We start from the raw sequence: 16,607 nt of genomic DNA on the forward strand, positions 1-16,607 counted from the left end.
TGAAAACCTCAGGTTTCTGCTCTACTCTGTCCAGTTTTGAGAGAACAGTTGATAGTTGACAGTTGGCAGTTGACAGTTAACAGTTGACAGTTAACAGTTGACAGTTGGCAGTTAACAGTTGACTGTAAACTAATAACTGTGAACTAATAACTGTGAACTAATAACTGTGAACTGATAACTGTAAACTAATAACTGTAAACTAATAACTGTCAACTAATAACTGAAATAATTTTCCGGTGACAATAGCGAGAGGGACACACCCGTTCCCATCCCGAACACGGCAGTTAAGCCTCTCAGCGCCGATGGTACTTGGCGGGGGACCGCCTGGGAGAGTAGGTCGTTGCCGGATCTTTATATGAAAAGCACTTGGCTTAAAACCAAGTGCTTTTCTTTTGCTTTGATAGTACTTACAAACCATCGGCACTGCGAAGAGGTATTTTATATTTTTCGCAGGGTAAACTGCTCGAATTCTTTTTCACAGGGCTTTCCTACCAGAACTTTTACCATCCCTCGTTTTGGGAAGATAGCCACAGAGGCCATTGTTGATAATACGGGTCCGTGACGGCAAATGGAGTTGTCGCTTGGGGCACCACTATGGTTGGCTAAAATTTCTGTAAGGTTACTCGTGTCAATTGGCCCTTTGTTTAGCAGTTCTACTGCCCGGTTGTACCTGGCCTTGCTTGATTCATAAACAGGTACGCCTTGTAGCCTGGGCAGAGACTTATTCGTAAAAACTGCGTCTAGTGGAATCATATATTGTGCCATTTCCGGTGTGAGATAGTGGTTTGTGGCGACAATATAACCCTTCTCGGGGAACCGGGAAGCGGTATGCTGCCGGGAGGTTTCCAGAACCCGCATATCACCTGAAGCATCACATATTAATAGGTTGGCCCCGCTGTCCAGGCTGTATTTACTTATGAGCCTTATGGCTTCTTCCGTGCTATGGCAGGTTTCCAGGGCTTCTTGAATTAATAAGGTAATGGGAATGCTTTTTAAACTGATACTATCAGTTGGATAGGCGTTAGTATGCAGAATAGCTAATCCATGTTCGTTCAGACCGCCGTGGCTGCCGGAGAGGAAAGCTGAAGTAACCTCGATTGTTTGGCAGCCGGCAAGGGGCTTACACCTTCTGACCAGAAGCATATCCTCAAAGGGGAGAGAATAATCGAGATTTTTCAGAAGAACAGGTTCGTCTATGTCAGTGTGTTCCGGTTTTAGACCAACCAATGTACCGGAACCGAGAACATACATATTTACTTTTGGCATTAACTCCATTTCAAGAGCTTGCAGTAGATAAATGATTTTATCAGGTACATCTGCACCTTCAGCTAAGCCCTTGATCCTTTCTGCCTGTTCGGGAAGCATATCCTTCATAATTTTTTTAAGGATATTTTCAGCTTTTTGCTGGCAGTGAATAATGTATAAGGCTTTGGGTGCAAGTTTGGATTTGCGAATCATATCCAGTTGTTGGGAGTTCTGAAAGGCTTCCCAGGCAGACTGGATGGCAGGTTTAGCTATGCGTCCCTGTTGAATACCAATCATGTAATGAGAGCCTACACAATCAAGAAAACGAACTGCCATTTAACTGGTGTCCCCCTTTGAGAAACTGCGGAAGCTTTTGGAATTTAATATTAAATTTTATATTTACACAATATTTGACAAAATCCTTCTTTTTGGTGTCAAAAATTCAATAACAACTACTTTTAGCGTTTTGACCATTGAGATTGTACGGACCATGCGGTGAAACGATAATTCACCTTGAAGCGAAAAAAGGCCGCCATGTGGCGGCCTTTTTTCAAGCCAGATAGTCCAGATTGCTGTTTTTTATTACCTTTTCCACGTAATTTTGAGTTTCTTTAAACGGAGGAATTCCACCGTATTTACGGACATTGCCCGGGCCGGCATTATAGGCCGCCAGGGCCAGTTTAACATCACCGTTAAACATATCCAGCATCTTTCTTAGGTACTTTGTCCCGCCGTCAATATTTTGTTTCGGATCATATGGGTCTATGACACCGAGCGATTGGGCAGTTTTAGGCATTAACTGCATTAATCCCTGAGCTCCTGCAGCAGAGCGAGCATTGGGGTTAAAATTAGATTCAGTTTTAATTACGGATTTGATTAAACCTGGAGAAACGCCATATTTTTCGGCTGCCTGCAGAATCAATTGTTCAAAATCTGCTGGAGTTGCGCGGGAACTTTGCTGTATAAAAGTATCCTGGTAGTTATTTGCTGAATTAATATTTTTACTATATAAGGTATTATTAAACCAGCCGTTTAACTGGCTACGGACTTCGCCAAACCTAAGGAAAAAAAGCAGTTCCAGTAAATTCCACACACAAATTCCTCCCCAACGAATATTAGGAATTAAAACCGAAATTGCCAAAACCTACATTTTAATAATAATATTTTTTTAAAATGTTGTAAAGCACCACCGAACCATGGAATGCATATTTTATAATGAATCTGTCCAGACTGGAGAAGTCAAGGAACCGAGCAGGAGGTGAAAGAGTGTATCGGCCTGGATACAACTGCTTTATTTGCGGAAAGGTTATTGACATACCCGAAACAGCAACCTTGACCATTCTGGGTAAACATATATGCTATGAATGTGAAAAGGCCATTGTTAATTTAACAATGGCCAACCGAAACTATGATTTTTTTAAGGAGAGAATAAAAAGGATTATTTATAACTAACGAGTAAACCGGGTGGAAAAGAAGGCCCCGGTTTTTCTGTTTTTGCCAATATTCAGGTGCGTATGGTAGTTTTCATTATAATGTGTTAAAATTAAATGATAGACAAGTTATGTTTGTATGGGGGATGGCCGTTGGATTTAAACCAAAAAGATGTTCCTATTGTCGGCGCTTTGGAATTTTACCGGAAAGCCAGGTATTCTTCATTTCATATGCCAGGACATAAAAGTGGAGAAGGTATTGATAGGCGCCTGGCGTCAATTACCGGTCGCGGGTTTTACAAAATAGACCTCACTGAACTACCTGGGCTGGATGATTTGCATGCTCCTCAGGAGTGCATAAAAGAGGCCCAGGAATTAGCAGCGGCTGCCTTTGGCGCCGGACAAACATTTTTCTCTGTCAATGGTACATCCTGCGGCATCCAGGCTGCTATAATGGCCTGCTGTAAAGAGGGAGACGCCATTGTTTTACCACGAAATGCCCACAGGTCTGCTTTGGCAGGGTTGATCCTTAGTGGGGCCAGGCCAGTATGGGTTCCGGCAGAATTGGAAAGGAATTTTGGTGTTCCTCTGCATCCGGCGCCGCGCAAATTTCTGGAACTTTTGGATACAGGCAAGCATATCAAAGCGGTTTTCTGTATTAATCCTACATATCATGGTTTTTCTGCCGAATTAAGCCCCATAATTGAAAATGCCCACCGGCTTGGCGTGCCTGTAATTATTGACGAAGCCCATGGACCGCATTTTCATTTTCACAATATGCTTCCGGCTTCGGCGATGGATCTGGGCGCTGATATTGCCATTCAAAGCACCCATAAAATGCTTACCGCCTTAAACCAGGGGTCCATGCTTCACGTGGGGAGGGAGAGCCTGATTAAGCCGGAGGCAGTTTTTGAACAGCTTACCATACTTCAGACAACCAGTCCTTCTTATCTGATACTGGCTTCCCTTGATACCGCAAGAATGCAGATGGCGGTTAACGGGGAGAAACTGCTGGAAGAAACCATTGATATGGCTTTAAGCTTAAAACAGAAGATAGAGACTATAGGAGGAATAAGGTGCGCTCCAACAGACGACCCCTGTAAGCTGCTAATATCCGTAAAGGAATTGGGGGCTACAGGTTTTGCGGCTGCGGAGTATTTAAGGGAAAACTTTAATGTTCAGGTAGAATTGGCCGATCTGTTCAATATACTTCTGCTCATTACCTTTGGGAATACGAAGGAAGATTGCCAAAGGGTTGTAGATGGCTTGAACAGTCTTGCCGGTTTAAGCATGGATAAAAGACAAGCTGCCCCGAAGCGAGCTACGGCTTTGTTTAGGGTGTCTACACTGCCGGAATGTGAACTTACCCCCAGAGAGGCATGGTTTTCGGTAAAAAGGGCAGTTCCCGTGGAGGAAGCGCGGGGATGTATCAGTGCGGAAATTGTTGCTCCATATCCGCCAGGCATTCCGTTGTTATGTCCGGGGGAAAAAATAAATGATGAAATAATTAACCAGATAAAAGAGATTCGGGCGATGGAAATAGGTGTTCAGGGTTCCCGTGACCCCAAACTTTTATATATACAGGTTGTTGATAGCCTAAGGAGGATTACAGTCTTATGACAGGGAAATTTATTACCTTTGAAGGGCCTGACGGGGCTGGGAAAACCAGCCAGATGAAAAGAGCTGCGCAGGCCCTGCAGGAAAAGGGTTACGAAGTAATTTTAACAAGGGAACCAGGTGGCACCGAGATAGGCGAAAGCATAAGAAGTATTTTGCTGGACCCGCAAAACCGGATGTCGCACCGAACCGAGGCGTTATTATATGCTGCTGCCAGAGCCCAGCACGTAGAGGAACTGATTTTACCGGCATTACAGGCCGGAAAAGTGGTTCTGTGTGACCGTTTTGCCGATTCTACCCTGGCCTATCAGGGTTACGGCCGGGGTATCAATCTTAATTTATTAAACATAGTGAATTCCTTGGCTATCGGTAGTTTAAAACCTGACTTAACTATTATTTTAGACCTTGACCCGCAGGTTGGTTTAAACAGAATCAGGAATAAACGTTTGGCGGTGGCCGGCGAGACAGAGGACCGGATAGAAATGGAAACAGTGGAATTTCACCAACGGGTGCGGGAAGGGTTTTTAAGTATTGCCCTGCAGGACCCGGGTCGGTACAAGATTATTGCTGCCGGCATGGATGAAGACAAAGTTTTTGAAAAAGTTATGGCTTGTATAAGCGGGGTGTTTTCATGAAGATAAGAGAATATCCCAAACCTTCTATAAATGACATAAGTAAGGCGTCAAAGGGTGGGAGAATCGCCGACTCCGCTTTCCGACCAAAATTTGCGGAAGAATTGGGCCACATCCAGGCAAATATAATCCAGGAAAGACTTGATGCGTTGCTGAAAGATATTAATGAACAGGCCAAGAAACTGACGGATGGTTATAATATTAAAGAGTTGGTTAAATATAAATCTTTGGTGAAAAAATTTCTTCAGGAAGCTGTGCAGAAAATGTATAAGTTACGGGAAGAAATGGGGTGGGACCGGAGAGGGAGGCACAAAATTTATTCTATTGTAGAAAGTGTTGACAAAGAATTGGAAGCACTAACCCGTATGTTTATGGAAGAACAGAAGGACAATATGGCCATATTGCACAAACTTGACGAAATTAAAGGATTACTTCTTGACATATACTCTTAACCTCACCAAATACCGTATCTGAGGAAATCTTTGTTTGTAGGGTGAATATACGATGTGGCAGCAAATTGTTGGCCATGAAACAGTTATCAAAACATTAATCAATGCTTTAAACAACAAGAAAGTTGCCCATGCTTATTTATTAACAGGGCCGCGGGGGCTTGGGAAGGAAACTATAGCCAGAACTTTTGCGCAGGCCTTTTTTTGTGAACGGGAAGAGAGCATTCCTTGTGACCAATGCAGTAATTGCAAAAGGCTACAGGAAGGAAATTACCCTGATTTTCACATCATAGAACCTATAGGGAATGCAATAAAAATAGAGCAGATAAGAAACATACAAAAATCCTGCCAATATAAGCCTTACGAGGGGATAGGCAGGGTTTATCTGATTAAAAATGCGGAGGCTATGACTGTAGAGTCGGCCAATTGTTTGCTTAAAGTATTGGAGGAACCTAACGAAAACACTGTTTTTTTATTGACAGCGGAGAATCCGTACATGTTACTGCCTACCGTTTTATCAAGGTGCCAGAGGCTGAATCTCCGGCCTGTTCCGCCCTCTGTTCTTGCGGATTGGCTTATTAAACAGGGGCTTGATTCCGAACGGGCGCGGGTAATAAGTGCCTTAAGCGATGGAGCGCCTGGAAAGGCGCTGAACCTGATTTCCCCGAAAGAGCCGGACCGACGGGAAACCGTTGTTGCAAAAGCGGCTCAGATTCAACGGGGTGATGTGATAACAGCCCTCAGAATAGCAGAAGACATGGAAAAGGACAAAGATGCGGTAAAGGAAGATTTGGATTTACTGGCTACCTGGTATAGGGACTTACTGGTATGGGCAAAAACAAGAGAAACACGTCTGTTGATAAATTTGGATTTCTTGGATGAGATAAAAAAACAGGCTCTGGGGTTAGATATTAATAAGATCGGCAAGGATTTAAACGACATAATGAAAACCAGAAGAAACATTCAGTCCAATGTTAATTTAAAACTCAGCCTGGAAACATTGCTGCTTAAACTTTCCAAAAGCGCGTAATAATAGAAGTATGGGAGGTTGCCGAAGAATGATAGACGTAGTAGGAATTCGCTTCAAGCCGGCGGGAAAAATATATTATTTTGACCCCGGTGGCCTGGAGTTTGAAAAGGACGATGTAGTCATTGTCGAGACGACAAGAGGCATAGAAGCAGGTTACGTGGTGATAAGCAACAAAAAAGTTGAAGAATCGGAAATTGTGGCGCCCCTGAAAAAGGTTATCAGGAAAGCCACTGATGTCGATTTGAAGCAGATTGAAATTAACAAAAGTAAGGAAACAAAAGCTTTTGCAATTTGTCTTGAAAAGATTAAGGAACACGGGTTGCCGATGAAGTTGGTGGATGTGGAATATACTTTTGACGCGAACAAGATCATTTTTTATTTTACTGCTGACGGACGCATTGATTTCAGGGAACTGGTTAAAGATCTGGCGGCTATTTTCAGAACCCGGATTGAACTCAGGCAAATCGGTGTGCGTGACGAAGCCAAAATGTTAGGCGGGTTGGGTTCGTGTGGACGTGGTCTTTGTTGTGCTACTTTTTTGGGTGAATTTCAGCCCGTATCTATACGTATGGCCAAGGACCAAAACTTGTCTTTGAACCCTACTAAGATTTCAGGGATATGCGGGCGGTTAATGTGCTGCCTTAAATACGAAAATGAAGCTTATGAAGAAGAAAGAAAGCTCTACCCTGAAGTGGGGACTATCGTGGAAACATCCGTAGGCGAAGGCAAGATCGTGGGTATTAACATCCTGAAAAAGGCTGTAACGGTGGAATTAAAAGAAAGTAAGCAGCAAATTGACCTGACCATGGACCAGATTAAAGTACTTTGTCCCAAAGGTGCCGATAGGTGCTGTCGAAAAAACAGAAATCCGGAACCTGAAAAAGACAGGATTGAGGACGTGGATTTCAACGAAAGGGAGAAACTTTTCAGCGAGCTTGAATAGATACCGAATAACCGGAAACGACATTTTGTGGAGGGAAAGCTGTTGAAGCAATTAACCAATCTAATTATAGAATTTGAAGAAAAAATTTCTGAGTTGGTTAAAGAGCTCCAAAACCTTAAAATGCGTGCCTATGCATTAGAAGATGAAAACGAAAAGCTACGGAAGGAAATATCGGAGGTGTACCAGTTTTATACCAAAGAAGGGCGTAGTGGAAAAGGGAACGTTCAGGCGCCCAAAGAAGGGTTGGAAAACCTGGCCAGGCTTTATAATGAAGGTTTTCACATTTGCCACCTGCATTTCGGACAATCCAGAAACAACAGCGACTGCCTTTTCTGTATGGGCTTTCTGAAAAAGGGGATTCAGCGAGATGTCCAAGTTAAGGAAAACCGGCTTTAATCTGAAACCCGGAGAGCGGCTTGATGACCTGGTACGCAATGATTTAAAAATTATTCAACGTCCAGGTTCTTTTTGTTTTTCAATTGATGCTGTGTTATTAGCTAACTTTGCTTCTGTGAAAAAAGGCGATTTAATAGTTGATTTGGGGACAGGCAGTGGCGTAATACCTATTCTACTTACTACCCGGCAGCAGGTGGACCATATTATTGGCATAGACATCCAGGCAGAAGCGGTGGACAGAGCGGTTCGCAGTGTTACGGGCAACGGGCTGCAGGGGTTGATAACCATACGGGAAGGCGATATAAGAAATGCCTCGGCGGAGCTTGGCCTGGGCAAGTTTGACCTTGTTACTGCTAATCCCCCTTATTTGCCTGCCGGACAAGGAAAAATCAATCTCAACAAAGAAATTGCCCTGGCGCGCCACGAATTATGCTGCAGCATGGAGGACGTACTGAGGGAAGGGGCTCGGCTGTTAAATTCCAATGGCCGGCTGGCCATGGTTCACCGTCCCGAAAGGATGGTCGATATCATATTTACCATGAAGCGGTATGGGTTGGAACCGAAAAGGCTGCAGCTTGTTTACCCGGCACTGGGGAAAAAACCTAATATTTTGTTGATTGAGGCCATTAAGGGGGCCATGCCGGGTTTGGAAGCGCTGGAACCTTTATTAGTTTATGATGAACAGGGGAATTATACAAAAGAGCTGATGGAAATATATTACCCGGGTCGGTAGGAAAAAAGCTTAGATAGATAGGAGCGGAGATTTCGGTGGGTGAAAACATGGCCGAAAACAATAAAAACAGTAAGTTAACCCCGCATACGGGTGTTCTTTATCTTTGCCCAACCCCGCTAGGCAACCTGGAAGATATAACCCTACGGGTTTTAAGGCTTTTGAAGGAATGTGATTTAATTGCGGCTGAAGACACGCGGAGGACCATTAAGTTGCTTAACCATTATGTCATAAAAACTCCATTAACCAGTTACCACGAACATAACGAAAAGGTTAAAGGGTCCAAGTTGATTCAGGAATTATTGGCAGGTAAAAATATTGCATTGGTAAGTGACGCAGGTATGCCGGGTATTTCAGATCCCGGGCAGGTTATTGTAAAAATGGCTTTGGATAAAGGAATTAAAGTGGTTCCTGTACCGGGGGCTTCTGCGGGTATTACCGCATTAGTGGCGTCTGGACTTGATACCGGTCGTTATGTATTTGAAGGCTTTTTACCTAAAGAGAAGAAAAAGCGCAGGCAAATCTTACAACAACTGGCTGACGAAGAACGCACTATCATTTTGTACGAGGCGCCCCACCGGTTGCAAACGACCCTGGAGGAATTAAACCGGTTTTTGGGCAATAGGAAAATGGTACTGGCCAGGGAACTGACCAAAGTTCATGAAGAGTTTTTACGCGGCAGTATTTCCGAAATTACAGCCCGGCTTGCCGACAAGGAAATTAAAGGGGAACTTTGCCTGGTAATTGAAGGAGCTGAACGCAAACAAAAAAAAGATGACCTTCCGGTATGGGAAGGCCGAACACTGATTGAACAGGTTCAAGTTTTAATGAAGCAGGGTTTATCTAAAAAAGAGGCAATAAAAGAGGTAGCAAATAAAATGGGTAAACCTAAGCGGGAGGTCTATAATGAAATAATAAAGCATGAATAGCAATAAAGTTGGTAGTGGGCTGAGATATTTTTTTATGCACTAAAAAAGAAAGACACAGTCTTTCTTTTTGAGGTGTGGCATATTAAAATGTATCTGCTGCTTTGGCCATGGAAATTACACATTCGCGGCAAACGTTTTTGCCTTTGAAATGCTGCACGTTGTCGGCATTGCCACAGAATATGCAGGCCGGTTCGTATTTTTTCAGGATAATTTTTTCGCTGTCAACGTAAATTTCTAAAGCATCTTTTTCATCGATGCCTAAAGTCCGCCGGAGTTCAATAGGAATAACAACCCGACCGAGCTCATCTACTTTTCGTACAATTCCTGTGGATTTCACTATCTTCTCCCCTTCCGCATAATTCGACAAATTTCTTATAACTAAATGATACCAACCATGCCATTAAAAGTCAACCCTTTTTTATTTCAGTATAACTGTAAACAGGTTCCAATAAAATGAATTCTGTGCTAATTGTTAAAATCCTGCAAGTTTGGCAAAAAAATTAGTCTCATAACTGTAAAAACGAAAAATTATTACAGGGAATATTGGTTGGTTTTTCAGGGTAAACTTGACAAAAGGTACATTGTTGATTATTATCTATTTATAATTATTTTTCGGCAATCACCAGGTAGAAAAACCTAATATGGACTAAAGGTTATGACGGGAAAGAGTAGATTTGGTAGTATTTGCCCAGAGAGTGGGGGGAAGGTGCGAGCCCTGCCAAAGAACCCATTTTGAACATGGTCCCAGAACCGAAGGCTGAAATTTATTTAAAAGTAGGCCGTTACGGGTAAGCTCCGTTATGCAGCTTCGGGTATGACTGTACCTGGTAGAGGCTTTTACTTTAAGTAAAAGTAAAATTGGGTGGTACCACGAAGGTGTTCCTCTCGTCCCATTATGTTGGGCGGGAGGTTTTATTTTTGAAAATCTTTTGGAGAGGAGTAGAGTTGATGAAAAAGACCTTTTATATCACAACGCCGATCTATTATCCCAGTGATAACTTGCATATTGGCCATGCCTATACCACGGTGGCTGCCGATACTATTGCCCGGTATAAACGGATGACGGGTTATGACGTGCGCTTTCTTACCGGAAGTGACGAGCATGGCCAAAAAATTGAGCGTACCGCAAAAGCCCGCGGAGTTGAGCCGATTGATTATGTGGACAGAATTGTGGCCGGGTTTAAAAACCTCTGGCACCACTTGGATGTTCATTATGATGATTTTATCAGGACAACAGAACCGCGGCACAAGGAAGTGGTACAGAAAATATTTACCCGCCTTTATGAACAGGGAGATATTTACAAATCAGAGTACGAGGGTTTATACTGCACTCCCTGTGAAACATTTTGGACGGAGCGGCAGGCTGAGGAAGGAAACTGCCCTGATTGTGGGCGCCCGGTAGAAAGGGTCAGGGAGGAAAGTTATTTCTTCAGAATGTCCAAATATGCTGACCGACTTCTCCGGTATATTGAAGAAAACCCTGATTTTATTCAGCCTGTTTCGCGGCGCAACGAAATGGTTAACTTTATCAAACAGGGGCTGGAAGACCTTTGTGTATCAAGGACTACTTTTGACTGGGGCATTAAGGTTCCCTTCGACCCTAAACATGTGGTTTATGTTTGGGTTGATGCTCTCACTAACTATATTTCCGCCCTTGGATACGGCACCGAAAACGACGAGCTTTACAAAAAGTACTGGCCTGCCGATGTCCACTTGGTAGGAAAGGATATTGTACGTTTTCATACGATTATATGGCCGATATTATTGATGGCTATCGGCGAGCCTTTGCCGAAAAAGGTTATGGGCCATGGCTGGCTACTCCTGGAAGGCGGCAAAATGTCCAAGTCAAAGGGGAATGTTATCGACCCTCTTGTTCTCATAGACAAATATGGGGTTGACGCTATCCGGTATTATTTGCTGAGAGAACTTCCTTTTGGTTCGGACGGGTACTATGCCGAAGAAGCTTTAATACAAAGGATAAATTCCGACTTGGCCAATGACCTGGGGAACTTGATTTCCAGGACCATTGCCATGGTGGAGAAGTATTTTAGCGGTATGGTGCAGGCGCCCACGGCAAAAGAAGAAATAGACGAAGATTTACGGCAATTGGCCATGGTTACTGTAGAAGATTACCGTAACCAAATGGAAAAATTAGAATTAAGCAATGCTCTGGCCAGTATATGGAAATTAATTGGCCGTGCCAACAAGTATATTGATGAAACGGCTCCCTGGATTCTGGCCAAGGATGAGGCGAAGCGGCCCAGATTGGGTACGGTTTTATATAACCTGTTGGAAGTAATCCGGATAGTCACTGTCCTCGTATCCCCTTTTATGACCAGGCTTCCGGACAAGGTTTGGGTTCAATGTGGGCTTAGCGGAAAAGAGGAATGTACCACGTGGGAATCTGTCCAGAATTGGGGGCGGTTCCCTTCCAATATTAATGTGAAGCGGGGGGAAGCCCTGTTCCCCAGAATTGAGGTAAAAAAGGAGCGGGAAGCTGTGGAGGAAAAGGATAACACTGCTATACAGGCTGCAACCAAGGAGGAGCCTGCCGGGGAAAAACAGTATATTACCATTGAAGAGTTTGCCAGAATTGATTTGCGTCTGGCGGAAATAGTTAAGGCAGAAAAAGTGGAAAAGGCTGACAAGTTAATTAAGCTGGAGGTGGCTTTGGGCGAGGAGCGCCGTACTATAGTTGCCGGTATAGCCCAACATTACAGCCCCGATGAACTGATAGGCAAAAAGATAGTGGTGGTGGCAAATCTCAAGCCTGCCAAATTGAGAGGAATTTTGTCCGAAGGTATGCTGCTGGCGGCATCCCATGACGGGAACCTTGGTGTGCTTACCATTGACCCGGGAAAAGAAGTGCCCAGTGGCGCGAAGGTTAAATAAGCCCGGTGGGATGAAGGTTATATAAGTTTTGGAGGTAACAGGATGCTTATTGACGCACATGCTCACCTGGATGATAGCAAATATGAGCAGGACCGCCACGAGATGTTGATGCGGGCGAAAGAACGGGGAGTCACCCATATTGTTAATGTAGGCTATGACCTGCCTTCCTCAAAACGGTCTATCCAACTGGCGGAAGAATACGAATTTATTTTTGCCGCCGTTGGCGTGCATCCCCATGATGTAAAAGAAGCTCCGCAGGATATTCTGGACCGGCTTAAGGACCTGGTTATCCATCCCAAGGTTGTGGCCATAGGCGAAATTGGGCTGGATTATTACCGTGACTTGTCGCCAAGGGAACTGCAGCAGGAAAGGTTCAGGGAACAGATTGAACTGGCTATTGAAGTGGGGTTGCCTATTATAGTTCATGATCGGGAGGCCCATGGGGATACTGTGGCTATTTTAAAGGAGTATGAGGGCCGGGTAGCCGGGGTGCTGCACTGTTTTTCCGGGAGCTGGGATATGGCCAGGGAATGTATTAATATGGGATATTACATATCCTTTGCCGGCCCGGTCACCTTCAATAATGCCAATAAGCTGCGGGAAGTGGCCGCAAAAGTGCCTCTTCACCGCATCTTGGTGGAAACGGATGCTCCGTACCTGACACCGGAACCGCATAGGGGTAAGCGAAATGAATCAGCTTATGTTTATTATGTGGCCGAAAGAATCGCGCAGCTGCGCAATATACCGGTGGAAGAGCTGGCCCATGCGGCGGCGGAAAATACCCTGCGGTTATTTAGTAAGATGAACGGGACTGTTTAAGTGGGCATCGAAAATTTTTACGTTGGTCCGTATAGGTGGTATTACCTTGGGACCAAATTTTTTTTGATGTAATCAATAATTGTTAGGGTTTTTTATTGCGCACATCTGGATGTCTTTAACCTCCCCTTTATTCATTATGCAGCTTTGTCAACAAGCCTTTTTGGAACAGGTCCCCTTTCTTGCAGTTCCTGTAATTTTTTGGCCCAGCTTGTCATAAAAATTAACTAAACATGGCCATTAAATTATGGGGGGTGCGCTCGTTGTCGGCAGATGTCAGGTCCTTTCATCCCGAGGCGCTTCTGCCCGAATACATTACGACAAGTAAAAAAGACCGGGCGGAATTGGGGTTGCGGCATGTGATTAACAGGAACCAGGTACTTGTAGCTTATTTATTGCTGATTATTACTGTGGTGTTGGTAACTGTTACCGCTGTAAAGAGTCTGCACAGGGTTACAATAATTGGATGGCATTTTCGGGCCGGCGCGCGAGTAGATAATATGATGACAAAAGAAGTCTTGCGCTGCCTGGGTATATACAGATTGGCCAATAAAGCGGGTTGGGTGGTGACGGACGACAGGGCGGCCTTAAAAAAACCGGGCAGATATCTTTTTGTTGACCGAAAACTTGACAGTAAAATAAATAAAGATACAAGGATTAATCTGGTATATTATAAAATAGCGGAGGAGTGCCGGGAAATAAGGATACCCTACCGGGTATTGGTCAAAAAAACTCCTTATTTACTGCCGGGTCAAAAGAGGTTAGTACAGAAGGGCCGGACAGGCGTCAGGAATGATTATTACTTTATTGTATGGCAGAATGGTAAAAAAATTCAAAACAAAAAAACTGCTTCTGAAGTAGCGGTAGCTCCCAGACAGGAGATTGTCCAGGAAGGAATGCCTTTTGTCCGGCTGTCCAGAGGGGTGACTTTTATCGGTTTTAACCGGTCGGTGCCCAAGGGTATTCTGCTTTTTTCTTCCACTGCATATACGCATACCGGTTTCCGTACTGCCACCGGCATAAAGCCCCGGATAGGCGTGGTGGCTGTCGACCCGCGGGTAATCCCTTTTGGAACGAAGATGTTTATTCCCGGTTATGGTTATGCTGTGGCTGCTGATACCGGGGGTGCTATCAAAGGAAGAAAACTGGATGTATTTTTTGAAACAAGGGCAGAAGCTCTGAAATGGGGCAGAAGATGTATAAAAGTGACCATTTTAGGATAAAATTCAACGTATATTCTGGTATTTGTCGGAATTTTGGACAATTTGCTTTTGTTTTTCAGCAGGAATTTGTAGTGGCGGTATTGAACATTTAATTAAGACAAAGAATTCAAAAATCAATTCGCGTTGACAATATTCCCTGAGATGGGTTAAAATAGATGCACATATCTTTCGCCACAAAAAAATCGTTTCAAAAAGCTAATAGGGAGTGATCTGATGCAAGCATACACCCCCCCGAGAGAAACTGCAGGTTTTTTTCGCAGCAAGCTGGTCATTATTGGGCTCGGGGTCGTTGTATTGGCTGGTCTGATATTGGGAGTAATCGCACAACAAAACAAGGAAATTAAAATAGTTGATGACAGGAAATCATATGAAGTTACAGTTTTTGGCGGAACTGTTAATGATGCATTGGCTAAGGCAGGAATTAAACTTTATGACAGGGACCTGGTTGAGCCAGGCTTAAAAACCAGGCTTCATGAGGGAATGAAAATTACCGTGACCAGGGCAATTGACGTTAACGTGATTGCCGACGGACAAACGACCAAGGTACGTACACCGCTGCGCACAGTAAAAGAAATTCTTAGGGATGCGGAAATCAAAATTAACCCGTTGGATAAAGTTGAACCGCAATTAGATGATGAATTAACCAACGGGGACATCATCAGGATTACCCGTGTGACAGAAAAAACTGTTTTTGAGAATCGGACTATTGCTTTTAAGACGGAACGGCAACCTGACAACAGGCTTTATAGAGGCATTACTCATGTCGTAAGAGAGGGTAAAAACGGCGTTGCCCAGCGAACAGTCAAAGTTACGCTGGAAAACGGAAAGGAAGTAAAGAGAGAGGTTGTCGGCGAAAAGGTTGTCAAAGAACCGGTTAATAAAATAGTGGCTTTTGGAACATTGAGGGAAAAAACCGTTTCGCGGGGAGGCTCGATCAGGTTTTCCCGGGTAATGGTAATGAATGCAACCGGTTATACTTATACAGGGCACAATACAGCCAGTGGTATTCCGCCGCGCCCGGGGGTAGCAGCCGTTGACCCGGAGGTAATTCCTTTGGGAACCAAACTTTATATCGAAGGCTACGGATACGCTACTGCTCTGGATGTGGGAAGCGCCATAAAGGGAAATAAAATTGACCTGTTCTTTGCCACTGAGGCCCAGGCTGACAGATGGGGGCGCAGAAACACAAAGGTTTATATAATAGAGTGAAGGGGGAAAGGGGTTAACCCTATCCCTTTTTTCTTAAAAATTGCAAAAAGTTGCCCTGTTATTTACAATTACGGTTACCGGGTCGCGTCAGCCTTTTACGCCGGCGGGGTTAAATAATAGAAGGAGGCGCTGGGCATTTGGGATCTCTTGCATCTCCGGTTGTAGTAAAAAACATAATTGAGAAATATGGCTTTCGCTTCAAAAAAGCCCTTGGACAGAATTTTTTAATTGACCGGAACGTAGTAACTAACATATGTAAGATAGCTGACCTGAAAAAATCGGATTTAGTTGTGGAAATCGGCCCCGGCATAGGGACTTTGACGGAACAACTTGCCCATTACGCCGGTCATGTTATTGCTGTTGAATTGGACAAGGATTTAATCGGCATTCTGGAAGAAAATCTAAGAGCTTATGCTAATGTCACCATAATTCAAAACGATATTCTGAAGGTCAATTTGGATAAGGTAGTTGGGGATTTCAGAAAGGAACATGACCTGGCTGAAGGACCATATAAGGTAGTGGCTAATTTGCCATATTACATCACCACTCCTGTTCTTATGTACCTGATGGAAAATAAATTTAACATATCCGAGATTGTCGTAATGATTCAAAAAGAAGTAGCGGAACGGATTGCTGCTCAGCCAGGCAGTAAAGATTACGGCGCCCTCAGTCTGGCCGTAAGATATTACACGGAACCGGCGCTGGTGATGAGGGTCCCGCGTACAGTATTTATACCGAAACCGGAAGTGGATTCTGCGGTTATCAAATTAAAGCGCTTAAGCCGGCCGCCGGTGGAAGTGAAGGATGAAGAATTGCTGTTTCGAATTATCAGGGCTGCATTCGGCCAGCGCCGAAAAACCTTGTTAAATTCGTTACGCGGGGGATTGGGCTGCGACAAAGAGGTCATAAAAAAAGCCCTGACGCAAGTGGGCATTAACCCGGAACGACGGGGAGAAACCCTGACTTTACAGGAATTTGCAGCGCTGAGCAACATTTTCAGCAATATGTCTTAGTAAATCAAAAACAAAGCCGCTCTGACAAGTAGCATTAATCCTGTCAGAGCAGT

The 16,607-nt window shown here is 44.1% G+C and carries 17 protein-coding genes, 1 rRNA gene and 1 other annotated feature; of the genes, 15 read left to right on the forward strand and 3 right to left on the reverse strand.

All coding sequences use genetic code 11. From position 1 onward, the window contains the following. Window positions 1-232: 232 nt before the first annotated feature. A 5S ribosomal RNA gene (gene rrf, locus Tfer_RS10065) occupies window positions 233-349 on the forward strand. An 89-nt stretch (window positions 350-438) separates the two neighbouring features. Here the strand turns inward: rrf and Tfer_RS10070 are convergent. Both Tfer_RS10070 and Tfer_RS10075 read right to left on the reverse strand, forming a co-directional pair. Continuing rightward, window positions 439-1,581, reverse strand: a complete 1,143-nt coding sequence (locus tag Tfer_RS10070) for a C45 family autoproteolytic acyltransferase/hydrolase (RefSeq protein ID WP_052218295.1) — start codon at window positions 1,579-1,581, stop codon at window positions 439-441. A gap of 214 nt (window positions 1,582-1,795) precedes the next feature. Continuing rightward, the gene (locus tag Tfer_RS10075; protein ID WP_052218296.1) at window positions 1,796-2,338 is read right to left on the reverse strand and encodes a lytic transglycosylase domain-containing protein; all 543 of its coding nucleotides are present in this window, start codon (window positions 2,336-2,338) and stop codon (window positions 1,796-1,798) included. A gap of 173 nt (window positions 2,339-2,511) precedes the next feature. Between Tfer_RS10075 and Tfer_RS10080 the strand changes: the two genes are divergently transcribed. The 9 genes from Tfer_RS10080 to rsmI all read left to right on the forward strand — a co-directional run bounded on the left by Tfer_RS10080 (window position 2,512) and on the right by rsmI (window position 9,401). Continuing rightward, on the forward strand, window positions 2,512-2,697 hold the full coding sequence (locus tag Tfer_RS10080; protein WP_052218297.1) for a sigma factor G inhibitor Gin: 186 nt from the start codon (window positions 2,512-2,514) through the stop codon (window positions 2,695-2,697). Window positions 2,698-2,828: 131 nt separating this feature from the next. After that, a complete protein-coding gene (locus Tfer_RS10085) occupies window positions 2,829-4,295 on the forward strand; it encodes an aminotransferase class I/II-fold pyridoxal phosphate-dependent enzyme (protein WP_052218298.1) in 1,467 nt (488 codons plus the stop codon). Then, entirely contained in the window at window positions 4,292-4,927 is a 636-nt protein-coding gene (gene tmk / locus Tfer_RS10090) for a dTMP kinase (RefSeq protein ID WP_052218299.1), read from the forward strand. Before Tfer_RS10085 ends, tmk begins: the two co-directional genes overlap by 4 nt. Beyond that, complete coding sequence (locus Tfer_RS10095) at window positions 4,924-5,376, forward strand: YaaR family protein (RefSeq protein WP_052218300.1); 453 nt, start codon at window positions 4,924-4,926, stop codon at window positions 5,374-5,376. The genes tmk and Tfer_RS10095 overlap by 4 nt, the downstream gene beginning before the upstream one ends. 52 nt (window positions 5,377-5,428) lie before the next feature. Continuing rightward, a complete protein-coding gene (gene holB, locus Tfer_RS10100; protein WP_052218301.1) occupies window positions 5,429-6,403 on the forward strand; it encodes a DNA polymerase III subunit delta' in 975 nt (324 codons plus the stop codon). Between the two features lie 28 nt (window positions 6,404-6,431). Then, complete coding sequence (locus tag Tfer_RS10105) at window positions 6,432-7,346, forward strand: PSP1 domain-containing protein (RefSeq protein WP_052218302.1); 915 nt, start codon at window positions 6,432-6,434, stop codon at window positions 7,344-7,346. A gap of 42 nt (window positions 7,347-7,388) precedes the next feature. Continuing rightward, window positions 7,389-7,742 carry an initiation-control protein YabA gene (locus tag Tfer_RS16045; protein ID WP_013119014.1) on the forward strand — a complete coding sequence of 118 codons (354 nt, stop codon included), beginning with the start codon at window positions 7,389-7,391 and terminating at the stop codon, window positions 7,740-7,742. Then, window positions 7,714-8,475 carry a tRNA1(Val) (adenine(37)-N6)-methyltransferase gene (locus Tfer_RS10110; protein WP_052218303.1) on the forward strand — a complete coding sequence of 254 codons (762 nt, stop codon included), beginning with the start codon at window positions 7,714-7,716 and terminating at the stop codon, window positions 8,473-8,475. The genes Tfer_RS16045 and Tfer_RS10110 overlap by 29 nt, the downstream gene beginning before the upstream one ends. A 47-nt stretch (window positions 8,476-8,522) precedes the next feature. Next, entirely contained in the window at window positions 8,523-9,401 is an 879-nt protein-coding gene (gene rsmI / locus Tfer_RS10115) for a 16S rRNA (cytidine(1402)-2'-O)-methyltransferase (protein ID WP_052218362.1), read from the forward strand. A gap of 82 nt (window positions 9,402-9,483) precedes the next feature. Here rsmI and Tfer_RS10120 read toward each other — a convergent pair whose 3' ends face one another. Further along, window positions 9,484-9,738 (reverse strand): AbrB/MazE/SpoVT family DNA-binding domain-containing protein, encoded by a 255-nt coding sequence (locus tag Tfer_RS10120; RefSeq protein ID WP_052218304.1) that lies wholly within the window; start codon window positions 9,736-9,738, stop codon window positions 9,484-9,486. Between the two features lie 309 nt (window positions 9,739-10,047). After that, window positions 10,048-10,297 (forward strand) — a binding site (T-box leader). A 49-nt stretch (window positions 10,298-10,346) separates the two neighbouring features. On the opposite strand from Tfer_RS10120, the gene metG reads away from it, so the two are divergent. From metG to rsmA, 5 genes are all read left to right on the forward strand, one after another. After that, a complete protein-coding gene (gene metG / locus Tfer_RS10125) occupies window positions 10,347-12,293 on the forward strand; it encodes a methionine--tRNA ligase (RefSeq protein ID WP_486679325.1) in 1,947 nt (648 codons plus the stop codon). Window positions 12,294-12,335: 42 nt separating this feature from the next. After that, entirely contained in the window at window positions 12,336-13,112 is a 777-nt protein-coding gene (locus tag Tfer_RS10130; RefSeq protein WP_052218306.1) for a TatD family hydrolase, read from the forward strand. Window positions 13,113-13,372: 260 nt separating this feature from the next. Further along, window positions 13,373-14,332, forward strand: coding sequence for a G5 and 3D domain-containing protein (locus tag Tfer_RS10135; RefSeq protein ID WP_052218307.1), 960 nt, complete (start codon window positions 13,373-13,375; stop codon window positions 14,330-14,332). A gap of 213 nt (window positions 14,333-14,545) precedes the next feature. Next, window positions 14,546-15,541, forward strand: a complete 996-nt coding sequence (locus tag Tfer_RS10140; protein WP_052218308.1) for a resuscitation-promoting factor — start codon at window positions 14,546-14,548, stop codon at window positions 15,539-15,541. Window positions 15,542-15,678: 137 nt separating this feature from the next. After that, window positions 15,679-16,554 carry a 16S rRNA (adenine(1518)-N(6)/adenine(1519)-N(6))-dimethyltransferase RsmA gene (rsmA, locus tag Tfer_RS10145; RefSeq protein ID WP_052218309.1) on the forward strand — a complete coding sequence of 292 codons (876 nt, stop codon included), beginning with the start codon at window positions 15,679-15,681 and terminating at the stop codon, window positions 16,552-16,554. Window positions 16,555-16,607: the final 53 nt, after the last annotated feature.

The sequence above is a fragment of the Thermincola ferriacetica genome, assembly GCF_001263415.1.
Lineage (GTDB): Bacteria > Bacillota > Thermincolia > Thermincolales > Thermincolaceae > Thermincola > Thermincola ferriacetica.

Bases quoted from the DNA above. Each gene is read 5' to 3' on its own strand.
- Tfer_RS10070 (WP_052218295.1), bottom strand. From the start codon at position 1,581: ATGGCAGTTCGTTTTCTTGATTGTGTAGGCTCTCATTACATGATTGGT.
- tmk (WP_052218299.1), top strand. From the start codon at position 4,292: ATGACAGGGAAATTTATTACCTTTGAAGGGCCTGACGGGGCTGGGAAA.
- Tfer_RS10095 (WP_052218300.1), top strand. From the start codon at position 4,924: ATGAAGATAAGAGAATATCCCAAACCTTCTATAAATGACATAAGTAAG.
- holB (WP_052218301.1), top strand. From the start codon at position 5,429: ATGTGGCAGCAAATTGTTGGCCATGAAACAGTTATCAAAACATTAATC.
- Tfer_RS10105 (WP_052218302.1), top strand. From the start codon at position 6,432: ATGATAGACGTAGTAGGAATTCGCTTCAAGCCGGCGGGAAAAATATAT.
- Tfer_RS10110 (WP_052218303.1), top strand. From the start codon at position 7,714: ATGTCCAAGTTAAGGAAAACCGGCTTTAATCTGAAACCCGGAGAGCGG.
- rsmI (WP_052218362.1), top strand. From the start codon at position 8,523: ATGGCCGAAAACAATAAAAACAGTAAGTTAACCCCGCATACGGGTGTT.
- Tfer_RS10130 (WP_052218306.1), top strand. From the start codon at position 12,336: ATGCTTATTGACGCACATGCTCACCTGGATGATAGCAAATATGAGCAG.
- Tfer_RS10140 (WP_052218308.1), top strand. From the start codon at position 14,546: ATGCAAGCATACACCCCCCCGAGAGAAACTGCAGGTTTTTTTCGCAGC.